We start from the raw sequence: 15,593 nt of genomic DNA, 5'->3' as shown, positions 1-15,593 counted from the left end.
CAGGGCGGGGGTGGGCCCGGATTGCGGTCCGGTCCAGCCGGTGGCGAAGCCGGCCGGACGGGGGAGCCGGCAGGGAGGCGGAGGAGCGGCGGCCAGGTTCCGGGTGTCGCCGCCCTCCGGCCGGATCCCGGAGTCCCGCACACCGTGGAAACACGCGCAGTTGGGGACTCGAGCTCCGCTTCGAGCAGTGCGACCTCCTTGCCGATGGCGGGCGATCGCAGGGCCGCGTGGTCATCGGGAGAGTACACGGACAGCCGTGACGCACAGCGGTTCCATGCCGTCTCGGGGGCGGCACGCTCACTGTCGGGGCCGTGGTCGTGGACCGCGGCCCCGACGGCCCGCCGTGGCCGTGAACGGCGGTCCGAACGCAGACCACCTAGAGGCGGACTGTCATGGCCACGGTTACGTCGTCACCTGCCGAGAGCCCTTGAGGCTTGCGTACAGCGTTCTTGAGCGGCAGCAGATAGCCGCCGTCCTTCGGGAACAACGACGTGGTGAAGGCGGTCCCGCCGATCCGGGCCTCCACGGGAATCACCCCCCAGCCGTAGGTCGCCATCGCGGCGACCTCGCGGATATCGGCGGACTCCTCGGCCGGCACGGTGACGAAGTAATACGGAGACGGGCCACGCCATTCGATCACGGGGCCGGCGAAGACGAGTTCCATGAGGGCGATCCGGTTCCTCGAGGAGGGCAACTGTCCGGGCCCAGCGTACATTCGGGCCCTCACTCGTCAGTGGCGCGGCGCGGCGGGGCGGACAGCGGACCGACCTGCCGGCCACGGTGAACGCAGGCGTCCGCGCCCGGGGCATCGCGGGCCGACGTCCTACCGGTCTTCACCCGCGGCAACAAGACGAACCCCGTCCGGAGACCACCGGGCGGGGCTCATCAGCGTCACATGCGTGTCGCGCCGCGCGGTCACCCGTCGGCGGCAGGCTCCACGAGACTTCAGTCGGCGGTCGAGCCTGCGAGGAGTTCGAGCGTGTCGATCACACGGTTCGAGAAGCCCCACTCGTTGTCGTACCAGGCGACCACCTTGACGTGGCGCCCGTCGACTCGGGTGAGGGCCGAGTCGAAGATCGACGAGGCCGGGTTGCCGGTGATGTCGGAGGACACGAGCGGGTCCTCCGAGTACTCCAGGATGCCGGCGAGAGAACCCTGCGCAGCCGCGCGGTAGGCCTCCAGGACGTCGTCGAGGGTCACATCGCGGGCGACGGTCGTATTGAGTTCGACGATCGAGCCCACCGGAACGGGCACGCGGATCGAGTCGCCGGACAGTTTGCCGTCGAGGCCGGGCAGTACGTGGCCGATCGCCTTCGCGGCGCCCGTCGTGGTCGGCACGATGTTGACGGCGGCGGCACGGGCCCGCCGGGCGTCGCGATGCGGACCGTCCTGCAGGTTCTGCTCCTGTGTGTAGGCGTGCACCGTCGTCATGAAGCCGTGCTCGATACCGGCGAGCTCGTCGAGCACCGCGGCCAGGGGCGCGAGCGCATTGGTCGTGCAGGAGGCGTTCGAGACGATCGTGTGCAGGGCCGGGTCGTAGGCGTCGGTGTTGACACCGAACGCGAGCGTGACGTCGGCACCGTCCGACGGCGCGCTGACGAGCACCTTCTTCGCGCCTGCGTCGAGGTGGCCGCGGGCGGCCTTGGCCGAGGTGAAACGGCCGGTGGCCTCGAGCACGATCTCGACGCCGAGTTCGGCCCAGGGAAGCTGCGCCGGTTCGCGCTCGGCGAGAACCTTGATGCGACGGCCGTCGACGACGAGGGAGTCACCGTCGACGGTCACCGGCCGGCCGAGTCGGCCGGCCGTCGTGTCGTAGGCGAGGAGCCGTGCGAGGGTGGCGGGCTCCGTCAGGTCGTTGACGGCAACGATCTCCAGATCGCTGCGGCGCTCGAGCAGCGCTCGCAGCACATTGCGTCCGATGCGGCCGAATCCGTTGATGGCGATGCGAGTCATGGTCTGGTGTCCCTTCGGTTCGACACCAGGCTCGCGGTCGGCGTCCGGCCGTGGCAGCGGCGTGAGCGCCATGGTTCGCAAGGATCGCGCCACCGGAGCGACGGGCTACTCACCCTGGGTGAATGTCCGCCGGTACTCGCTCGGCGTGGTGCCGAGAATGCGCTGGAAGTGCAGCCGCATGTTCGCGCCGGTTCCGAGACCGACGTCGGCGGCGATCTGCTCGACACTGCGCTGCGAACGCTCGAGCAACTCCCGGGCCACATCGATCCGGGCACGCATGACCCACTGCATGGGTGTGTACCCCGTGTCCTCGTGGAAACGTCGTGAGAACGTGCGCGGCGACACCGCCGCATGCCGGGCGAGCGCCTCGAGGCTGAGCGGCTCGTCGAGCCGTTGAAGTGCCCATTCGCGGGTCGAGGCGAACCGCTCGCCGAGCGGCTCGGGAACACTGCGCGGCACATACTGCGCCTGACCACCGCTGCGGTAGGGCGCCGCGACCAGACGCCGGGCCGCATGGTTCGACGCGGCCACCCCGAGGTCACGGCGCAGGATGTGCAGGCACAAGTCGATGCCCGAGGCGGCGCCCGCCGACGTCAGCACGTCTCCCTCGTCGACGAAGAGGACGTTCTCGTCGACCTTGACGAGCGGATGCTTCGCCGCAAGCGCTCGTGTGTAGTGCCAGTGTGTTGTCGCGCGCTTGCCGTCGAGCAGGCCGGTCGCCGCGAGCGCGAACGCGCCCGTCGAGATGGCCGCGAGCCTCGTGCCCCGACCGTGGGCGGCGATCAGGGCGTCGACGGCGGCCTGTGGTGGGTCGTCGCGGTCCGGGAACCGGTAACCCGGGATGAAGACGGTCTCGGCCCATTCGAGCGCCTCCAGACCGTCGTCGACGTGATACGACAGGCCGTCGCCGCCGGTGACAAGGCCGGGAGCGGCGCCGCACACCCGGACCTCGTACGGCATGCTGGCCCGGGTCGTGAACACCTGTGCGGGAATGCCGACATCAAGCGGCTTCGCACCCTCGAGTACAAGGACGGCGACACGATGCAGGCGGCGGTGTGACACGGCGAACAGCGTACGCGCAGGTCATCAAGGCCGCCCGAGCAACTTCCCAGGCCGACCGCCGACGCCGCGGTCACTCCGCCCAACCTCTGCCTGATCCGAACGGAGATCGGGCCGTCGCCGCCCGAGCCGCGGCGCATGGACTCCGCAGCACGGCGACGGCGACCCGATCCGGCTCACCACCACTCCGTTCGGGGTGCTCGAGGCGGATGCGAGGGGGCCAAGGCATGCGCCGTCCGCAGGACATGTGCGCGAATCTTCACTTGTGTCGCGATGCGCGGAATGCCGGAGGCCGCACCCCCGCCTAGGGTGTGCCTGCCACACTCCCGTCAGGCCCTGCTGCTTCCCCGACAGCGGGGCCCACCCCTGTTGAGGAGCACTGTGCCTGACCTCCAGGAGCTAGACGCTGCCCTTCCCGCTCTCCTGCGCCGCAGCCCGGCCGAGGTGCTGGCGGAGATCGAGGAGGCCCAGCGGGCAGCCGCGGCCGCGTATCCGCCCGAGCCGTCGATCATCCCGCCGCCCGAGCACGTCTACCCGTGGGGCCATCTCTGGTGGTGGCGCTTCCTGGCCTTCCCCTGTGTGCTGCGGTGCGGCTGGGCGCACATCGAGGACCTGGTCCGCGACGACCTCGAACCGTTCGTCATGCGCATCGGCGAGAGCCCACGAGAAGAGATCAGCCAAGGGATCAGCGAGCACGCCGTACTACGGAACGTGAAGCGGCGCAGGCGGATCGAGGCCGCGATCCGCAGACACGCCGAACAGGCCCACCACGCGCAGGAGCCGTACAGCGGACGGTGCGAAGGAACACAATGACCCCTCCGTCGGGCGCGGCTTCGGCCCGTACCTGAACGCGGCGAGGCGGCCGGGGTGTTCCCTGTGCCATGGTCGGCCGCTCGCCGCTGCCGGAAGGTTCGGAAGGCAGTGGGCGATCCGGCGAGCGGTCATGGACTACTGCGCGGCCCGGGTCCTGTCCTCGGCGGCCCGGTCTGTGCCGGTGAGCCGGCCGGAAGGTCGGCTGGGCGCACGAGAACGGATGCCGGCTCCCCCCGGCGTACCGCCGTGGCCGGGTCCTGGCCGTTAACGCCACCTGGAAGGCGATGGCCGACTTTCCGCCCACGAGGAGGCCGTGGGCATCGATGCTGCCCCAGCCGTCATGGAGCTGTGATCACGGTCATGTACTCCTCGGTGCCGAAACCCACCGACTCGTACACGGGCTCACCCATCTTGCTGGCGTAGAGGTAGGCCGTTGTCGCACCAGCGGCATAACCCGCGCGCACCAACTCGACGGTCACAGCCCGCCCATAGCCGCGCCGTCGGTAGTGCGGGAGCGTGCTGACGTTGAAGATGCCCAGCAGATCACCGGAGACGGAGGTCATGCCCGTCCCCACCGGAACGCCGTCCACTTCCGCCAGGTAGAAGGTCACCCCGACGAGCTTGGCGAAGGACGGGTTGTTGAACACCTGGAACGTCTCGTGCGGCGCTGCGAAGCCTTCGGCCACCGTTCGGGCGTAGAGATCGAGTTCATCGGACGGCACAGGCCGCACGCGAAGCGGGCCGACGCTCGAATGCGGCGGAGGTCCCTGGCCGGGGCGCCTGACCATGAGGGGCTCCGTGTTGAACTGGGTCAGCCCGTTACGCCCAGCCACTTCGGTGATCAGCGGCCCCGGTATCCCGCGCACATGAATGCTCCAAGGAACGTCCCACGGTGCCTCGGAGGCGGCCAATGCGGCTATGTCGTCCGCATCTGGTTCCAGCCTGGGGCTGATGATCGCATTGAGCGCTGCGACCGGGGCCCCGGAGATCGACAGAACGGCACCCTGCGGACTTCTTCTCGTGCGGCCGCCGGCTGTCGACAACCCCTCGAACACGGCGACGTAGGCGTCTGCGATCGACCTGCGTGAGTCATTCATGTGCGCCATGGACCAACTGTAGGGGCACGGTGTCGGACGGTGTGACGGGCGTGTGACCACACCCTTGCGTCGGCTTCTCGTCGCAGCCAACTGAGAGCGGCTGTGTTAGATACGCGTAGTCGGAGCGCGTAGTCCCGGGCCGGCACCTCCCAGTGAATGCGGCGGAGGGCCAGAACAGCACGATCGCCTGACGGGACCTCCGAAGTGAACGGGAAGCACACGACGGTGAGGGCGGAGCGAAACAGCATCGGGTCGTGGTCACAGGCGACCGCTGTTGAGCGGCCCTACGTGCAAGATCCACTCCCGGTGTGCACCCTAAGCCGGGATCAGGACGGTGAGCCATTCCGCCTCCCGCGGCCGGTAACCATAACGATCCCTCAGCCCCGTCACGATTGCCGGGACGTGGCCGGCGCCGTACACGATGGCCACTCGGATCCGCTCCTCGCCGCGCTCCGCGTAGATCTCGCCGAGCGCGGCGAGCAACCGCTGGTCGCGCCGACCGATCATCGCCCGCTCCACCGGATCGTCGGCCATCATCTCCGCGCGCAGTGTCGACGGCAGATCCTCGACCTCCATGTCCTCGTCGAGGAAGGCGCGCGGCCCACGCAGCGCGAACACCAGGCCCATCACGGGGGCCACGACCATGAGCAGCAGATACATCCAGCGAGGCAGCGTCTTGAGGTCCTCGATCGCCTCGGCGGCGGTCACATCCGGGTTGAGGATCGGCACGCCCTCAGGGAGTAACAGGCCCTCGTGTTGCTCCTGCAGGCCATTGCGCTTCCGCCGCGGAGCGAAGCGGTAGGCGAGCGTGAGTGCGCTCACTCCGACCGACCGTCCACGGATTCCCTCGAGCACTATGAGGTCACAGTCCCTAAGCCTGAGGCGCACCTGGGAGTAGAACGTCGGTGAGGCCACGTGCAGCATCGGAAAGATCACGAACTCCAGCGGCGTCCCCTTGCGTCTCATGGTGATCACTGCGGACCGGACGGCATAACCCGTCACCTCGATGATCTGCATGAGCCCCCCATTCGGCCCGGCGTGGTTTCGCTTCCGTCCCGTATCAGGACACGACCTGTCGAGGGTGGTGGTTCCCCATCGTCGTGAGGCGTGCTTGGGCAGTCGGGACAACGGGCGGACTCGCGGTCCCAGGTCGTGAGAGCCCGGTGACGGGGCGGCCGGCCGGGGCCCCGGCGGTCAGGTGCCCGGTCCGGCGTCCGTGGCGGTGACCTCACCTCCGCGAGGGCAGTCCGCGACCCTTGTACGGGTGTTGCCGGGCCCCGTTTGAACGCGTTCAAATCCAAGGTCTACTCTTGTGTCCACCGAAGTTGAGGGGGCTCGATGAAGGTAGTGCTGCCCGGCGGTACCGGACAGGTAGGCACGATCCTGGACCGTGCGCTGACCTCGGCAGGCCACGAGGTCGCCGTGCTGACCAGGCATCCGGAACGCGAGCGTGACATCGCCTGGGACGGGGTGACCCTCGGCCCCTGGGCCGACATGATCGAAGGCGCCGACGTCGTGATCAACCTCGCCGGGCGCAGCGTGTCCTGCCGTTATACCGACGAGAACCTGCGGGCCATGATGGATTCCCGAGTGGACTCGACACGGGTGATCGGCAAGGCGATCGCCGCAGCCATGCGACCACCACGCCTCTGGCTGCAGATGAGCACCGCGACGATCTACGCCCATCGCTTCGACGCCGCACACGACGAGGCGACGGGGGTGATCGGCGGTTCGGAAGCCGGGGTGCCCGACTACTGGGCCTACAGCGTCGAGATCGCCAAGAACTGGGAGCAGGCGCAGGCCGAGTCGTGGACGCCGGCGACACGAAAGGTCGCGCTGCGCGCGGCGATGGTCATGAGCCCCGATCGCGGCGGGGTCTTCGACGTACTGCTGAAGCTGGCGCGACTGGGGCTGGGCGGACCGGTTGCGGGCGGCGCGCAGTACGTGTCCTGGATCCATGAAGAGGACTTCGTGGGCGCGGTGGAGTTCCTGATCGCCCGGGAGGATCTCGAAGGGCCGGTCAACCTGGCGTCGCCCGGGCCTCTTCCCCAACGAGATCTCATGAGGGCGCTTCGTGCTGCCTGGGGCGTTCCCGTCGGGTTGCCGGCAACACGCTGGATGGCGGAGCTCGGGGCGTTCGCGCTGCGCTCGGACACGGAGTTGTTGCTCAAGAGCCGCCGAGTGGTACCGGGTCGATTGCACACGGCCGGCTTCACGTTCGCGTATCCCGAGTGGGACAAGGCTGTCGCCGACCTCGTTGATCGGGTCCGATCCGCTCGCTCGGTCCGGCAACCGGGCCGTGACTGAAGAGGCGTGAACCAAACGCCCCGCCGAAAAGGTGTGGCAGCTGAAGGGGCGCGACTGCTCGTCGCATGTGGCGGGATTGAGGGCGGGCCCGCCACTGAGGGGACTTGCTTCCTTCGCTCCCTCACCTCTGCACGCAGGGGATCGACCGCGGCAGGCTAGCGAATGAGGACGAAGACCACCTGATGATGCCGCCTTGTCATTCGAGGCCGGGAGACGAATCTCAGCAGCACCAGCCGTTGAGCCGGTCGGCCGGTGCCTTCCCATCTCCGAGGCGATGTACGGCCAGGCCGACGATGGGCTTGTTTCGAGGTCAAGCATCGCTGGGGGAATGAGGTGGCATCGAACCGCTGGACAGCGATCGGCGCCGTTGCCGCGGCGCTTGCAGTGGCAACCCTCCTCCGGGTCGGCGAAGCGAATCATCTCGGAGGTTCGGGTGGCCGTCAGGTTCCTCCCACCGTAGGTGTCGGGACCACGTGTACTTCGCTGCGCGATCCGGAGTACGAAGTCTCATGCGGGACCCGTGCTTTCGGCGACGTCAGATTCCATTGCTCGACAGGTCGACCGTCGCATGAAGGTCGACTGGAGGGGCTTGCGGGCCCGGACCGGTCAACTGCCGGCCTGTGACGACCTCGGTCCGATGTGCCCGACCGGTTCGCCGGGCGCGTTGACTGGTGCGGGTACGGCAGTCTCCGTAGAGAGGAATTTGACGGTACAAGTAAATAATGCTTGACTCAACAAGGAAGCTGCAGGGGGTGTCCGGCCGACTGCGGCTGTGCCGCGTCGGCCTCCAGTACGGCATCCGTCGTTCGTGAGGCCACCGCGTGCGCCTGAGCGGGGTCTGCATGTGATCCCGTGCAGATGGCAATGCCCCTCGGCGTTGCCACCGCCCCTTCGACCACTGAGCACTTGAGCATGCGAAAGGCGCGAATCGCGACTTGGACACAATCCACCGACACTCGCGTTCCCGGCTCAACTCCGCGGCTGACAAGCCGGGTCAGTGGTCGGAGCGGGCCCGAGCGACTGCGTGAATCGGAGCGCTGCCGCGAGACGTAGTTTTGCTCAGGCACGCGACTCCCGTTACTGCCGACAGCACGTCGTACCTACTTCTTCCAATCGGACGAGTAGATGTGATGTGCGTCCCTTTCCGGTGCGCGACGGAAACCGAAGCACGTAGGGGTGCCGCGACCGCGGTATGAAACCACGCAGCCTGGGGCCGGCCCACCTCGGCGAACGGCTGCGGGATCGCGGTATCCCCCGGGGAAGCAGCACCCCAGGAGCTCGGGTCCAGTGCCGCGACGGTCGCACGCACTCCGGAGCGCTGGGCCGGCGCTACAACACCGCCGGCCCGGCAGCAATCAGTCAATACAGTCCGCTACGCATGTACAGAGGTCAGAGTGAGTATTCAGGACCAGAACGCCGGGGCCGTCGACGACACGCATCGGAGTGGTGGCGCCGGTTCGTCGGACAACCCGTTCGCGCAGCTCAATGCGGAGTCCGCGGAGCTCCAGAAAACGGTCATTTCCTATCTTGATGCCGTAGCCGCTCATCATGAAATGCAGCGGGTTCGGGCAGCCGCCTTCGAGGTGTTCGCCCCCGCGGCAGGTGAGCGACTGCTTGACGCCGGCTGCGGCGTCGGAGAGGTCGCACGGCAGTTGGGAGAGCGTGTCGGAGGGAGGGGATCGGTTGCCGCGATCGACCTGTCCGAGCATGTGATCGCCGCGGCACGGTCTCGGAACGACGGTAGGCCGGTCGACTACGCGGTCGGGGACATCACCGCGCTCGATTTCCCGGACGACCACTTCGACGGTGTGCGCTGCGAGCGTGTCCTGCAACATGTGCAGGATCCTGATATCGCGCTCAAGGAGCTGGCCCGGGTGACGCGACCTGGCGGACGTGTATGCGTGATCGACACCGACTGGTCGTCCTCCGTAGGCGACGGGTTCGATCACCTCGAGCAGGTGGTGGCCGACTTCTTCCCCGTGGACACCGACCTGGTGGCAGGGCGGGCGATCCGCTCCCGCATGGTCAAAAGCGGGTTGCGGAGCACCACCATCCTTCCGGTGACGCTTCGCTTTACGTCGCTTGCGGACGCCGGCGTCATCGTCCCGTTCTTCAATAGCACATTTGCGCAAAGCCGCCTCTCTGCTGAACTGTTCGACCGGTTCTACGATTCGGTGTACCGGTCAGTCGATCGGGGAGACTTCTTGTTCGCCTTCACCATGTGGATCGGCCTGGGCCGGGTCCCACTTCACTGACAGACGTCTGCATGGCGCCGGCGACCCACGGTCGGCCGCTTCGCCGTCAACCGTGCCGTCTCCTGCCTCCTTCCGCTCCCTTGGCGGGATTGCGATGAAGCGGCGATGACATACAGGCGAGGGCTCCGGCGCCACCGCCGTGGGGAGGGCCCGTGGCCGACTGAACGCTGCTTCGAGAGGCATCGCACCGTCGGCCCGATCGGTGCAGCTTTGCACGCCGAACTCAACGATGCCGGGTGGCGGCACTGTTCTCTCGCGGTGCCGGTCGGCTGACGGCGCGGCCCTCCCCGAAGAGGGCAGGGCGTGCTCGTCGCCACGGAACCAGGTACGGATGTGCTCCGCGATGCCATGTATTGCGCGAGCCAGGTACTGCCTGAGCAGAGCGCTCGTCGGCCTGGGCGCTCGGCCGGGCATCCAACCCCGGTCGCGAAGGCCATGTGCGGGCCCAACAATCCAGTCCTGGATCGTGATCCCACGCGTTGGCTGCTGGTGTGGGATCAACTTGTGCCGTGCCGTGCCGTGCCCTGCCTGCCTGCCGTGCCCTGCCGCGCGAGCAGTCCCGTCAGGGGCACGTGATTGGCAGGCTCACGCGCTTGTTTCACGGTGGAGTCCTCACGCATGCCGATGACAATGAACCATCTCGGCCATGCGATCCGTGTTGGAGGCATGACCTTGTTCGCTCCAGGGGTGGCTCCCCGCGCCGCCATCACACGCAGACCACTGCGGCGTGTCTCTGCGGCAGTTCTTCTCGTCCTGTGCGGAGTGCTGGGCAACGTCCGCCCGCAAGACGTTCGGAATCGGCGGGAGCACTCCGACTCCGCCGTCACCACCCGCCGCAACAGTCGCCTCGACGCGTTCGTCGCGCGCGCCACCGTACAAGGTACCCACGACATGGGCCTGCAACAGGTGGCCGCTCCTTTGCGGAGCCCCGGACAGATGACCGTACGTGAGGCATGGCTTGCCGACTTTCTGACTTTTGACGGGACTTCATGACTACCCTGGGGGAACTCAATGGCAACTTGAGAATCCTGGCGCAGTCGATGGGCGAGTCGATCGAGAATCTCGCATGTATCTGGCCGGACGCTGGATGAATTGCGTTTCCAAGTTCATGAAGAATCAAATTCGGCAGCCCGATGATTCGGCCTGCTTGACAGAACAATAGTCGGCGAATTTAATTGATTCAGCAAGTACGTGATGCTGGCGATGCGAAGAGCATGTTTCTCAAGTGTAGGGCAGCGGCGGCCGATTCGTTGATCCGATCAGCCTGCTCTCGGCCTTGCTTGAGAGGCCGTCATCGCTGTCTCCTACCTCGGTTCCGTCTGTGCACGCGCGCAGATTTCTAATGAGCCGAGCCACTGTGGGCATGAGCGATTCCCGCTCAGCGAACCACCGATTTCCGAGAGAGGTGTACGTCTTGTTGTCGGCGTCACAGGACCGTCGTACGCGTCAGACGCTGCATGGCATCTCCGCCGGCGGAACCTCGGCGAGTTGGATGCCTGGAGACATCTACGCGGACGAGTGCCTGGGATTCGTGGTGGTGGGTGTACTGCCGGGTGAAGGACCCGCTGCGCACGTCCAGCCCCACCATGACCAGGCCTTCTGCCTGCTCGAGGGGGAGCTTGAGTTGATCCAGGGCGACACGGCTTTCACGGTCCTCGCCGGCGACCTGGTCCATGTGGCGCGCGGTGTGCGCCATCGATTCGTGAATCGCACCTCTCGCGCCGCCAAGCTGGCCTGTCTCTTCAATCCCGGTGGCCGGCGGGAAGCGAACCTGAAGGGCTGCGAACGCCCACACCTCGGCCAACAACTGGGCGACTGCGAAACCGACCACTTCACTCCCCGACTCATGGATGTATTCGAGCAGTTGGAGAACATCCTGCACCCCGAGAAGTAGCCGTCCTCTCGAAGACCGGACTTGCCGGGACCGAGAACGGTTCGACTCACGAAACACGTACAGAGTCGGAACATGTAGCTGAGGGTCTCGGCCTCAAGCCTCTCTCTTGACGTACCGATCACCCACCAGCCGTGATCGCCGACATCCATTCAGTCGTGCATTCCATCCGAGTGCCGCGCTGTAGCAATGAGCCGGTCAACCACGCCGGGTTGCAATTTTCGCAGTCAGCGTCAGCGAAAGCCGCGCATGTGCCGTGCGCCACGGCGCGGCGGCTGCGACCACCACCGCCAGGTCCGTCCCCTTCAGGTTGCTCAATCGCCTTGCCGCGACAGGAACATCGGCCTGAAGTCCTACGTGCCTGACCCGAGGCGGTGACACATGACAACCACCTTGATCACGGGAACAACAACTATGAAGCACTCCAGACGGACTTTCCTCGGCACGGCCGGCACTGCCGCCGGGCCGCCGTGGCCGGCGCGGGCGTCTACGGCCTGACCGGCCTCTACGAGGGAAGTGCCGAGGCCAGCGAGACAACCGATGACGTCGTCGAGATGTCCGGCGGCGCCAACGCCGAGCTCGACGGCGTGAACTCGCCGGAGGCCACCAAACTGACACCGTTCAAGGACGCGCTTCACCTGATCCTGCGCGGGTGATGCACGCGTGCACGTACTGAACACGGCAGGGCGACGGCCGAGGGGGCACGGTGTTCGACCGCGGCGGGGCGGCGTGTTTCGAAGCACGGACAAGACAGTGGACAGTGGAACGACTCCTGGGCGGCCGGCGGCGACTGGGCGTCGGCCGGCTCAGCATGGCAGGAATCGGAAGAAGTTGATGCATGATGCAGGACGGCATGGCCGTGTGGCTCCCGTACCGCCAGGAGGAGATACGCGGGCTACCGGACGCCCTTTCCTACGGCTACTGGGACGGTTCCACCGCGCTGCCCGGTGACCCGGGGGAGGTTCGCTTCCTGGTGAGCCCACCGGTGCCGGGCGCAGAGCGTGCCCTGGGTCGCGTGCTCGCGGGTATGCGACGTCTGGAGTCGTCCAGCTGCTCAGCTCCGGCTATGACTACATGAGGCCGTCGCTGGATCTGATGCTGCCCGGCACGACGCTGGCGACGGCCCGAGGGGTTCATGGTAAGGCCACCGCCGAGTTGGCCGTCACCCTTCTCCTCGCGCTGTCCCGTGGCGTCGACCAGTTCGTGCACCGGCAGGGCGCGAGGCAGTGGCTTCCCGAGTACCGATCCACACTGATCGGCAAGCGGGTCATGGTCGTCGGCCACGGCGCCGTGGGCGCGGCCGTCGCGGACCGGCTGAGTGTGTTCCGGTGTGAGGTGGTGCTCGTGGCACGGACCGGGCGCACAGCTCCCACCGGTCTTGTGCACGGGGTCATGGAACTGCCGAAGCTGCTGCCCACGGTCGACGCGGTGGTGTTGTGCGCACCGTTGACCGAGCACACACGATGCATGTTCGGCGCTGACACGCGTGAAGCTTCTGAAGGACGGAGCCCTGGTGGTGAACGTCGCCCGCGGGGAACTCCTGGACACCGGCGCCGTAGTCAATGAGCTACGCACGGGCCGGCTTCGCATCGCCATGGATGTGACGGACCCGGAACCCCTGCCCGCCGGCCATCCGCTCTGGAATTTGCCCGGTGCGCTGATCACACCACATGTCGCGGCGTTCACCGGCGCTTTCCCCGGGATGAGCATGAACTTCCTGCGGGGACAGTTGCAGCGGTACGTGCGGGGCGACGACTTGCACAATGTGGTCCACACCATCCAAGCGGCGAGAGAACCGGGCAAACGCGCCGGTGATCGTGTCGGCGGTGAGGTGTTGAGTGGTATGCCCGTGGCGCAAATGTGAGTCTGTGGTGAGACGTTTGCGAGCCCGGGGACACTGCTCAAAGGAGAGGGCAGAGGCGCTGAAGGCTTCGTTGCGACGTGCCGTTCAGGGCATGCACGAAAAGGGGCATCCGCAGCGAACGCCCCTGCCTCGTCGGTATGGCGTTCATCGGCCCTGCTTCCTTGCGTGCGGTAGTCCTCGCTCAGGCTCTGCGAGGCCGCGGCCAGGGGTAACCGAGTTGACTGGCCGACTCAACTGGGGGCAGGCGTCTCGAGGGCTTTCTGGCCGATCGCGATCAGGACCATCGGGGCGTCCTTCTTCGGCAGCGCAACCTCGTGGCTTCCGTCCGCCGTCGTCAGCTCGTAGTACGCGAGCCTGCCGTTGAGGGGGACCTTCTTGTCCAGCTTCGTGAGCGTGAACGGGCCGTGGAGCACCGTCTCCTGCTTGGTGCGACGCTCCCGCCAAACCAGCGGCTGTCCCTGCGCGACGAACAGAGAGCCGATCTTGAGGTGCTGAATCTGCCGACCCTTGCCCACGTTCAGCAGGACTGTTCGGCCGATGGTTTTGCTGAGCGCCGCAACTTCGAAGACCTGGCCCTGAAGCAGGTCGGCGGCGTCCTGCTCAACCGAGCGGCGTCTGATGAAGGTCCAGGAAAGGAGCACGTCGGTGACGTTTTGAGTACCGGCGGCACGCCGGGAAGCTCTAGGGGCGGACATGGCGGTGATCTTGACAGCCATGGCGTTGCCTCGCAAGGGCCGAGGGGACTCCCGGCGAACGATGCAACTAGCTTGATGAGGACACGGGGCACGGGCACAGTGCCGGGTGCGCTGTTGTTCCAGGGAGTCGCCGCTTCGCGCTCGGCCTCGGCAGTGGCGCAGGCTGCAGTGGCTGGAGTCTGTGGGCGCCGTCCCTGCGCATCGCCTCCGTCGCGGCACTGAGCGGACGCTGACGCGCATCGTCCACCCGCTGATCCGCAGGAAGAGGGCTGACGGGCGTCAGTTCCAGGGTTCCTGGTAGGGGTTTTCACCCACCACTCGCGCGGCGGTGGCGCAAAGGTCTTCGCCGTAGAGCTGGTTGCTGCCGTATTCCGAACCCCAGAGTTCGGACGCGGCCTGGGCCACGGCGCGCCAGCTGAAGCCCTCACGCACTCGCCATGTGCGAATCTGCACGGCCATCTCAGTCGTGATCGTCCCCGGATCCACGAGGTTGTGTGTCATTCCACTGACCCTAAAAACGTCACCGGCGATCTGGCCATCGGAAAACGGGCTTGGCTTCTGCAGGACAGCACTCCAGGGTCCCTCCCTCGGAACTCCCTGGCGCCCGTTGCCGGTCATCCCTCTCCGGTGCCTTGGACGACTGGGGATCCGCGCGCATCAGACAAGATCCGAATGAGAAGCCCTGAAGCGTGCTGGGACGGTCCGCACGTCCGACAACCGTAGGAACAATTCCGGTCACCCTCGCTGAGGTCGCATGAGGTAGAGGTCGTCGCCCCATGCGTCCAGTACTTCGCCGTGCCCGGCCTCTCGGACTGTCGCCTCCACAAGGGTGAAGAGGTGCCGCTGCAGGAAGACGTCGCCTGATGCCGAGATCCGCTCCACGGCACGGAGAAGCACGTCGGTGTCCCTGCCCGGTAGTGGGTGCCGGGCGAGCTCCCACTCCAGGTACTTGTTGTACGGGCGTGGTCGATGGTCGAGAGCGAAGAGCAGCTCCAGCAAGCACCGGACACTTTCGGCGGCGTCGAGGAGAGCGGCCAGAGCCTGACCGTCCCGGTGGTTCTTGACCGAGCGATAGAGGGAGTTGGCGTAGGCGTCGAGCCAACCGCTCGAGACCTCGAATGCCTCATCGGCACCCAGACGTGCCTTGTCGGCCAGGATCCGGGCGATGCCTCCGTCGAGCCGGTCGAGCACAACCTGGGCACGGGCGAGAGCGTAGCGTTCAAAACCCGGCATCCCGGCTGCGCGGAACTCGGTGAGGGAGACGATGACGAGGTCGAGTTCGAGGGTCCGGTGTCCCGCGAAGCGGGTGAGATCGGTCCTCACACCGTCGGCGAGAACCACGTACAGGTCGTGGTCGGAGTGCCGGGTTGTCATGCCGTCGTGGGCTCGGGAGCCTTTGAGGACAGGGCCGACGACCGCTGAATCAGCAGCGGCGAGTTGGACAAACGCATCGTAGGCAAGAGGCTGCTGAGCAGTCACTGTGTCGATCTCCGATGAGGTGGTGACGGGTACGCAAAGCTGGGGCGGCTCCCGCGATGGGAAGCGCCCGGCACCGTCTGCGGCTGCGCACGGCCGCCGCGTGGAAGATCAACGCACCTCTGAACTCTATCGCCTGACCGGCCGTGGGGCAGAGCATTCGGAGGAGGTCAGGATGCTTGT

16 protein-coding genes are annotated in these 15,593 nt (G+C 66.8%); 8 read left to right on the top strand and 8 right to left on the bottom strand.

The features are described from left to right. Positions 1–376: 376 nt before the first annotated feature. From ADL25_RS39525 to ADL25_RS39515, 3 genes are all read right to left on the bottom strand, one after another. The gene (locus tag ADL25_RS39525) at positions 377–664 is read right to left on the bottom strand and encodes a DUF1905 domain-containing protein (RefSeq protein ID WP_059132728.1); all 288 of its coding nucleotides are present in this window, start codon (positions 662–664) and stop codon (positions 377–379) included. 281 nt (positions 665–945) lie between these two features. After that, positions 946–1,953 (bottom strand): type I glyceraldehyde-3-phosphate dehydrogenase, encoded by a 1,008-nt coding sequence (gene gap / locus ADL25_RS39520; protein ID WP_059132765.1) that lies wholly within the window; start codon positions 1,951–1,953, stop codon positions 946–948. 105 nt (positions 1,954–2,058) lie between these two features. Next, positions 2,059–3,015, bottom strand: a complete 957-nt coding sequence (locus ADL25_RS39515) for a GlxA family transcriptional regulator (RefSeq protein WP_059132727.1) — start codon at positions 3,013–3,015, stop codon at positions 2,059–2,061. 378 nt (positions 3,016–3,393) lie between these two features. On the opposite strand from ADL25_RS39515, the gene ADL25_RS49440 reads away from it, so the two are divergent. Continuing rightward, a complete protein-coding gene (locus ADL25_RS49440) occupies positions 3,394–3,825 on the top strand; it encodes a hypothetical protein (protein WP_059132726.1) in 432 nt (143 codons plus the stop codon). Positions 3,826–4,163: 338 nt separating this feature from the next. Here ADL25_RS49440 and ADL25_RS39505 read toward each other — a convergent pair whose 3' ends face one another. Both ADL25_RS39505 and ADL25_RS39500 read right to left on the bottom strand, forming a co-directional pair. After that, positions 4,164–4,931 (bottom strand): GNAT family N-acetyltransferase, encoded by a 768-nt coding sequence (locus ADL25_RS39505; protein ID WP_059132725.1) that lies wholly within the window; start codon positions 4,929–4,931, stop codon positions 4,164–4,166. A 306-nt stretch (positions 4,932–5,237) separates the two neighbouring features. Further along, a complete protein-coding gene (locus ADL25_RS39500; protein WP_059132724.1) occupies positions 5,238–5,939 on the bottom strand; it encodes a hypothetical protein in 702 nt (233 codons plus the stop codon). A gap of 321 nt (positions 5,940–6,260) precedes the next feature. Here ADL25_RS39500 and ADL25_RS39495 point away from each other — a divergent pair, with 321 nt between their 5' ends. From ADL25_RS39495 to ADL25_RS51190, 7 genes are all read left to right on the top strand, one after another. Continuing rightward, entirely contained in the window at positions 6,261–7,229 is a 969-nt protein-coding gene (locus ADL25_RS39495; RefSeq protein ID WP_059132723.1) for a TIGR01777 family oxidoreductase, read from the top strand. A 1,394-nt stretch (positions 7,230–8,623) separates the two neighbouring features. Beyond that, positions 8,624–9,484: a methyltransferase domain-containing protein gene (locus tag ADL25_RS39490; protein WP_059132722.1), complete on the top strand. Its 861-nt coding sequence runs from the start codon at positions 8,624–8,626 to the stop codon at positions 9,482–9,484. A gap of 1,492 nt (positions 9,485–10,976) precedes the next feature. Then, positions 10,977–11,378: a cupin domain-containing protein gene (locus tag ADL25_RS39485; protein WP_059132721.1), complete on the top strand. Its 402-nt coding sequence runs from the start codon at positions 10,977–10,979 to the stop codon at positions 11,376–11,378. Between the two features lie 371 nt (positions 11,379–11,749). Continuing rightward, complete coding sequence (locus ADL25_RS39480; protein ID WP_059132720.1) at positions 11,750–12,031, top strand: hypothetical protein; 282 nt, start codon at positions 11,750–11,752, stop codon at positions 12,029–12,031. 182 nt (positions 12,032–12,213) lie between these two features. Further along, positions 12,214–12,453, top strand: a complete 240-nt coding sequence (locus ADL25_RS51200) for a hypothetical protein (RefSeq protein ID WP_063805836.1) — start codon at positions 12,214–12,216, stop codon at positions 12,451–12,453. Further along, positions 12,450–12,941, top strand: a complete 492-nt coding sequence (locus ADL25_RS51195) for an NAD(P)-dependent oxidoreductase (protein ID WP_324614096.1) — start codon at positions 12,450–12,452, stop codon at positions 12,939–12,941. The genes ADL25_RS51200 and ADL25_RS51195 overlap by 4 nt, the downstream gene beginning before the upstream one ends. After that, entirely contained in the window at positions 12,862–13,239 is a 378-nt protein-coding gene (locus ADL25_RS51190; RefSeq protein ID WP_234381233.1) for an NAD(P)-dependent oxidoreductase, read from the top strand. The genes ADL25_RS51195 and ADL25_RS51190 overlap by 80 nt, the downstream gene beginning before the upstream one ends. Positions 13,240–13,469: 230 nt before the next feature. Here ADL25_RS51190 and ADL25_RS39465 read toward each other — a convergent pair whose 3' ends face one another. The 3 genes from ADL25_RS39465 to ADL25_RS39455 form a co-directional block, all read right to left on the bottom strand. Beyond that, entirely contained in the window at positions 13,470–13,955 is a 486-nt protein-coding gene (locus tag ADL25_RS39465; RefSeq protein WP_159045114.1) for a hypothetical protein, read from the bottom strand. Positions 13,956–14,213: 258 nt separating this feature from the next. Next, on the bottom strand, positions 14,214–14,435 hold the full coding sequence (locus tag ADL25_RS39460) for a hypothetical protein (RefSeq protein WP_059132718.1): 222 nt from the start codon (positions 14,433–14,435) through the stop codon (positions 14,214–14,216). Between the two features lie 234 nt (positions 14,436–14,669). Further along, positions 14,670–15,413 carry a hypothetical protein gene (locus ADL25_RS39455; protein WP_059132717.1) on the bottom strand — a complete coding sequence of 248 codons (744 nt, stop codon included), beginning with the start codon at positions 15,411–15,413 and terminating at the stop codon, positions 14,670–14,672. Positions 15,414–15,593 lie beyond the last annotated feature (180 nt).

The organism is Streptomyces sp. NRRL F-5122, assembly GCF_001507435.1.
In the GTDB taxonomy this organism is placed as follows: domain Bacteria; phylum Actinomycetota; class Actinomycetes; order Streptomycetales; family Streptomycetaceae; genus Streptomyces; species Streptomyces lannensis.
This window is presented reverse-complemented; position numbering and strand designations above follow the sequence as displayed.

Bases quoted from the DNA above. Each gene is read 5' to 3' on its own strand.
- ADL25_RS39525 (WP_059132728.1), bottom strand. From the start codon at position 664: ATGGAACTCGTCTTCGCCGGCCCCGTGATCGAATGGCGTGGCCCGTCT.
- gap (WP_059132765.1), bottom strand. From the start codon at position 1,953: ATGACTCGCATCGCCATCAACGGATTCGGCCGCATCGGACGCAATGTG.
- ADL25_RS39505 (WP_059132725.1), bottom strand. From the start codon at position 4,931: ATGGCGCACATGAATGACTCACGCAGGTCGATCGCAGACGCCTACGTC.
- ADL25_RS39500 (WP_059132724.1), bottom strand. From the start codon at position 5,939: ATGCAGATCATCGAGGTGACGGGTTATGCCGTCCGGTCCGCAGTGATC.
- ADL25_RS39495 (WP_059132723.1), top strand. From the start codon at position 6,261: ATGAAGGTAGTGCTGCCCGGCGGTACCGGACAGGTAGGCACGATCCTG.
- ADL25_RS39485 (WP_059132721.1), top strand. From the start codon at position 10,977: ATGCCTGGAGACATCTACGCGGACGAGTGCCTGGGATTCGTGGTGGTG.
- ADL25_RS51200 (WP_063805836.1), top strand. From the start codon at position 12,214: ATGATGCAGGACGGCATGGCCGTGTGGCTCCCGTACCGCCAGGAGGAG.
- ADL25_RS51195 (WP_324614096.1), top strand. From the start codon at position 12,450: ATGAGGCCGTCGCTGGATCTGATGCTGCCCGGCACGACGCTGGCGACG.
- ADL25_RS39465 (WP_159045114.1), bottom strand. From the start codon at position 13,955: ATGGCTGTCAAGATCACCGCCATGTCCGCCCCTAGAGCTTCCCGGCGT.
- ADL25_RS39460 (WP_059132718.1), bottom strand. From the start codon at position 14,435: ATGACACACAACCTCGTGGATCCGGGGACGATCACGACTGAGATGGCC.